We start from the raw sequence: 5714 nt of genomic DNA on the forward strand, positions 1-5714 counted from the left end.
TTCGAATCTCGTTGCCCGCTCCAAATTAATTTGGTGTTGGACGGCAGATTTGTTCTACTTGTTTAGGGGAAAGATATGATCTGAGCCTGATATTTGGTGAGGATTTTTTGAGAGTTTTAGTATCGGGAACGGGCATATGCCCGTTTTTGTATTTGTGGAAAAAGGACGATTGCTTCAGGAGATGGCATTTATAAACATCAAAGAAGAACCCGGTGCTGTTGAACAGCGGATTCAGACTGTAGCAGAACCCCTGATAGATTCTTTGGGGTTGGAACTGGTACACATTGAATGTGTTGTCCATAATCGGCAGAAATTTGTCAGAATTTATATTGACAAGCCCAAAGGGGTTGCTCTCGATGACTGTGTGGCAGTCAGTCGGGAACTTGGGGATCTGATTGATATCCATATTGAGGATATTGGTCCTTACCGCCTGGAAGTATCATCCCCAGGCCCAAACCGCCNNATTGAAGACAAAGGCGGATTTTATCAGATTCCAGGGGGAACGCATTAAAATTGAAACCCATGAAGTCATAGATGGAAGAAAAAAGTTCACCGGGATTCTTGAGAAGACAAATGAAGATTCTGTGACGATTGCCGTTGACGGCATGTCCTTTGATATTTCCGGAACCAATATCATGAGAGCAATTCTTGCAGGTCAGTAAAATGGAGAGCGTTTAAGATGTTGATTACAGACATAAAAAGGGTGATCGATCAGGTAAGCCGAGAAAAGGGTATTGATGCTGAAATCCTCATTACTACCTTGAAAGAGGCCATTGTCTCTGCCGCCAGAAAAAAGATCGGCCCAAGGGCGGATATCGAAGTCCATTATGATGAAAAAACCGGAGATGTTGAAGTTTTCCATTTTAAAGAGGTTGTTGAGGAGGTTGAATATCCAGACAGTGAGCTGACCCTGGAGGAAGGGCTTGAATTTGATCCCGAATGTGAAATCGGTGACTCGCTGGGGATTCGAATGGATACCGAGGATTTCGGCCGCATTGCGGCCCAGTCGGCCAAGCAGGTGATCATACAGAAAATGCGCGAAGCAGAGCGCAATGCCGTATATGAGAATTTTATCCATAAAAAAGGTAAAATAATCAACGGTATTGTCCAACGCTTTGACCGGGGTGGCATTATTGTCAATTTGGGCCAGGCCGAGGCGGTACTGCGGCCAAGGGAGCAAATGCCTAAGGAAAGTTATAAGCGAGGGGATCGGATCCGTGCTTATGTCCTTGATGTGCTGGAAGAATCCAAAGGTGCCCAGATTGTTTTATCCCGGACCCATCCGGAATTTTTGGTTGAATTGTTTAAAACCGAGGTGCCGGAAGTGGCGGAAGGCATTGTTTCCATCCGGGCTGCAGCACGCGTGCCCGGCGTAAGGGCGAAAATTGCTGTCTCCTCCATTGACTCCGATGTGGACCCCGTAGGGGCCTGCGTGGGTGTTAAGGGCAACCGGGTTCAGAATATTGTCCAGGAGTTGCGGGGCGAGAAAATCGATATTGTTCAGTGGAGTCCGGACGTTGCAAGATTTGTCTGCAATGCATTATCCCCGGCTGAAATCGCAAGGGTTATCATTGATGAAGACAATCAGTCCATGGAGGTGATTGTCAACGATGAATATCTCTCCATTGCTATAGGTAAGGGCGGTCAGAATGTATCCCTTGCCTGTGAGATTACCGGCTGGCATCTTGAAGTCACCAGTGAAGAGGAGTACAGTCGGGGGGTCAAGGAGGGATACGACAGTTTGATGAAACTGTCCACAGTGGGCCTGCCGGCAGCAGAGTTACTGTTCAAGGCTGGTTATTCTTCGTTTCTGGATATTATGGATGCTGTGCCCGAGGATATAGCGGCCTTTTTAAATATTTCCGTGGAAGATGCCCAGGCAATGATAGAAGAAGCCGGGCGTCTGATGCAAGATGAGCGGGGAAGGGCCCGGGAGGAACTGCTGAAACGAGCCTCTTTTAAGGCGCCCGACACTAATTTGGATGACAATGCCGGTGAGGGAGAAACGTTTGATGATGCAGACGATGGGCGTGTTGAAGAACCAGGTGAATAAGGATTGTTGCATCGGTAACACGGGGAACGAATTTCAAAAGAATCAACTATAGAGGATTACTGGGGGCAACGAATGGCCAAGGTCAGGGTATACGAGTTAGCTAAAGATCTGAACATGACAAATAAGCAGCTTCTTGAAAAGCTTAAAGAGCTGAAAATAGATGCTAAAAGCCATATGAGTGCTCTGGGTAGCAGTGACGTCGCGGCTGTCAAACAGAATTTGTTGGGTAAAAAGAAGCACTCCAATGAGGTTGATGTCCGTCCCCCGGTGATCCGCAGGCGCAGGACAAAGCGTCTATCCCAGACCGATGAACTGGATAAGGATGAGGATATGGACGATTCATTCGAGTCCGAGGCGTCGACTGTACAGGATTTTCAAGATCAGGAAGAAGCTCGGGATTTGGAAGGTGCTGCTGTTACGGATGAGCAGTCCCACGAGTTGGTAACCCGCGGCGGAGAGACTGCCCCGGAATCCAAAAAAAAGAGGGATCTAAGACGGCCTGCCAGAAAGCTTATGTCCAGAACCAGCGAACCCGCCAAAATTATTAAGCCTGCCAAGGTTGAACAGTCGGCGGAGGCGGAGCATGAAGATGTGGCTGTGGATGTTGAAGGAAAAATTGAAAAGGCCTCCGTAGAAGATGAGAATGTTTTAAAACAGCCGGAAAATGAGAACGCAGAAACACCTGTGGTCCCCCCTGAACCCGAAGGCAAAAATAAAGACGATTCGTCTGGTTCATCAGATTCCATTGGGGATAAATCAGTACCGGAACCGGTGAGTGGTGACCAGAAAAAGGCCATCATGGAACAGAAAGAGAATACTGCGCAGCAAGGTGGGGACGAATCTATGGAAGAAGACAGCAATCATGCCAAACGCAAAAAAAAGAAGAAGAAAACCGCCCCTGCCAAGATCGTCAGGGTCGCGGATCCCATGGTTTTGGAAAATATAAAACGAATCAAAGCCGGAGAGAGTCATTCAGGCATTGGAAACGATAATGACCGGCCTGTCCGCAAACAGCCGATGCCGGAAATTATACCTTCAGATGACCCGGGTCCGGATCTTGTTATACCGCCTGCCGTTCCTAATGAGCGTAAGCGGGTATGGAATCGTGATGAGGATCACTCCTCTGACGGACCCGGTTCCAGGAAAAAGCGGCGTAAGAAAAAAGCTGTGGTGGAGGGAGATGATCTTTACCAGGGCAGGGGAGGTCGGAAGAAAAAGGGTAGAAAAGATCCCAAGGGTAAAAAAGGTGCTTTTCAGAAAACCCAGATTACGACGCCTAAAGCAATTAAACGCCGCGTAAAAATAGATGAGGCCATTGAGCTTGCAGAGCTTGCCAAGCGCATGGGCATCAAAGCCAACGAAATGATTGTTAAACTCATGGGTCTGGGCGTTATGGCCACGGTGAACCAGACCATTGATTTTGATACCGCTTCCCTTGTGGCAGCTGAATTTGACTTTGAGGTGGAAAAGGCAAATTTTGAGGAAGAGACGCTCCTTAATGTTGCGCCTGAGGCAGAGGACGAAGAAAAATTGGAATGGTGTCCGCCTGTGGTTACCATTATGGGGCATGTTGACCATGGTAAAACGTCATTGCTGGATGTGATTCGCAAATCCAAGATCACCAGTGGTGAGGCCGGCGGCATTACCCAGCACATTGGTGCGTATAATGTAGAAACCCCCAACGGCGGACGAATCACCTTTCTTGATACCCCGGGCCATGCCGCATTTACCGCCATGCGTTCCAGAGGTGCCCAGGTCACCGATATTGTTATTCTGGTGGTGGCAGCCGATGATGGTGTCATGCCTCAGACCGTTGAGGCCATCAACCATGCCAAGGCTGCAGGCGTGCCTGTGGTGGTGGCCGTGAACAAAATGGACAAGGAGGGTGCTGACCCGGATCGCATTATGCGTGAACTGTCCGAATACGATCTGCTGTCCGAGGAGTGGGGTGGCAATGTTATTTTTGTCAAGGTTTCCGCGAAAACCGGTAAGGGCATTGATGCGTTGCTGGAAATGGTGCTGCTTCAGGCTGAAGTCCTGGAACTGCGGGCCAACCCGGATCGGAAGGCCACGGGCTACGTGGTGGAATCCCGTTTGGATACCGGTCGTGGCGCTGTGGCCACCGTGCTGATAAAACAAGGCACCTTAAGGGACGGCGATTCCGTTGTGTGCGGTCTTCATTCCGGCCATATCCGGGCCATGATTGATGATTCCGGAAAGCGCGTGGAATCGGCAGGGCCTTCCACACCTGTGGAGATTGTTGGTCTGGCCGGCGTGCCTGATGCCGGAGACGAGTTTGTAGCTGTGGCGTCAGACAAGGATGCCAAGCAGATTGCGGCCCACCGTATGCAGAAACAGCGGGCCAAGGAACTGGCTAAGAAGAGCCGGGCTAATTTACAAAAAATGTTTGAAAATCTTGGCACAGCCGAGATCAAAGAGCTTAAACTCATTGTCAAGGCTGATGTTCAGGGCTCTATTGAAGCGCTTAATGATTCCCTCAAAGATCTGGCCAAGGAAGAGGTGGATGTTAAAATCGTTCATTCCGGCGTGGGCACCATCAATGAGTCTGATGTCTCCCTGGCTGCTGTTTCCGATGCCATTATCATCGGGTTCAATGTCCGACCCACACCCCAGATCCGCAAGCTGGTCAAGGATGAGAATGTGGATATGCGTTTCTATGACATCATTTATGATGTGATTAATGACATCAAAGCCGCCCTTGACGGCATGATGCCCTCCACCTTTCAGGAAAATATCATTGGCCGGGCCGAGGTCCGCGAAACTTTTGTGGTTCCTAAAATCGGAACCATTGCCGGGTGCGGTATTACGGAAGGCAAGGTGGTGCGCGGCAAAAAGGTGCGTCTGCTGCGTGACGGTATTATAAAATGTGATACGGGGCTCTCTTCCCTGCGCAGGTTCAAGGATGATGTCAAGGAAGTTGAACAGGGATATGAATGTGGTATCGGTCTTGAAAAGTATAATGATATCAAGGTTGGTGATACCATTGAGTGTTATGAAGTTGAAGAAGTTAAATACCAGGGATAGCAGGATCGGTCTATGAAACCCTATACACGTGCCGAGCGGGTCTCTATACAGATTCAGCAGGCTATAACAGAGCTTTTGTCCAAGAAGATGCAGGATCCCAGAATGGAGATGGCAACGATATCCGGCGTGAAAATGTCGCCGGACCTCAGTTTGGCCTATGTCTATGTTACGGTGTTCGGGGATAAAAAAAGAATTCGTGAAGCCCTCAAAGGATTCCAGAAATCAAAGGGGTTTATTAAGAAAAGAATCGCCCCGAAACTGGGCCTGCGGTTGATGCCGGATCTGCGCTTTATCCATGATGACTCGTTTGATAACGCTGCCCGTCTGGATGCCTTGATTGATGCGGCCCCCAAGGGAGAGAACCGGGGAGAGGACGATATGTCCGGTGCTTTGGAAGGGTCTTGCGACCACGCTGATGAATGAAAAGCGGAATTCTTGTTGTTAATAAACCCAAAGGCATCTCCTCGGCCGGGGTGGTCAACCGGCTCAAGCGTCTGCTCAAGGTAAAAAAAATCGGGCATACAGGAACCCTGGATCCCTTTGCCACAGGGGTCTTGCCCATTGCCGTGGGTAAGGCTACCCGGATTTCAAAATATTTTCTAAAAGGTGTAAAAGG

5 protein-coding genes and 1 pseudogene are annotated in these 5714 nt (G+C 49.2%); all 6 read left to right on the forward strand.

What is annotated here, in order from left to right; translation table 11 throughout:
* The first annotated feature begins 136 nt into the window (after positions 1-136).
* Positions 137-511 (forward strand): ribosome maturation factor RimP, encoded by a 375-nt coding sequence (gene rimP / locus B3D59_RS10190; protein ID WP_286819533.1) that lies wholly within the window; start codon positions 137-139, stop codon positions 509-511.
* Positions 465-662 (forward strand): ribosome maturation factor RimP, encoded by a 198-nt coding sequence (gene rimP, locus B3D59_RS10195; protein WP_286819534.1) that lies wholly within the window; start codon positions 465-467, stop codon positions 660-662. Before rimP (B3D59_RS10190) ends, rimP (B3D59_RS10195) begins: the two co-directional genes overlap by 47 nt.
* Positions 663-679: 17 nt before the next feature.
* Positions 680-2053, forward strand: a complete 1374-nt coding sequence (nusA, locus tag B3D59_RS10200; RefSeq protein ID WP_286819535.1) for a transcription termination factor NusA — start codon at positions 680-682, stop codon at positions 2051-2053.
* 72 nt (positions 2054-2125) lie between these two features.
* Positions 2126-5098: a translation initiation factor IF-2 gene (gene infB, locus B3D59_RS10205; RefSeq protein ID WP_286819536.1), complete on the forward strand. Its 2973-nt coding sequence runs from the start codon at positions 2126-2128 to the stop codon at positions 5096-5098.
* Between the two features lie 12 nt (positions 5099-5110).
* On the forward strand, positions 5111-5521 hold the full coding sequence (rbfA, locus tag B3D59_RS10210) for a 30S ribosome-binding factor RbfA (RefSeq protein ID WP_286819537.1): 411 nt from the start codon (positions 5111-5113) through the stop codon (positions 5519-5521).
* Positions 5518-5714: pseudogene (locus tag B3D59_RS10215) on the forward strand (tRNA pseudouridine(55) synthase TruB); the annotation flags it as partial. The gene rbfA and the pseudogene B3D59_RS10215, both read left to right, overlap by 4 nt.

This window comes from Desulfobacter sp. UBA2225, from assembly GCF_002348205.1.
In the GTDB taxonomy this organism is placed as follows: domain Bacteria; phylum Desulfobacterota; class Desulfobacteria; order Desulfobacterales; family Desulfobacteraceae; genus Desulfobacter; species Desulfobacter postgatei.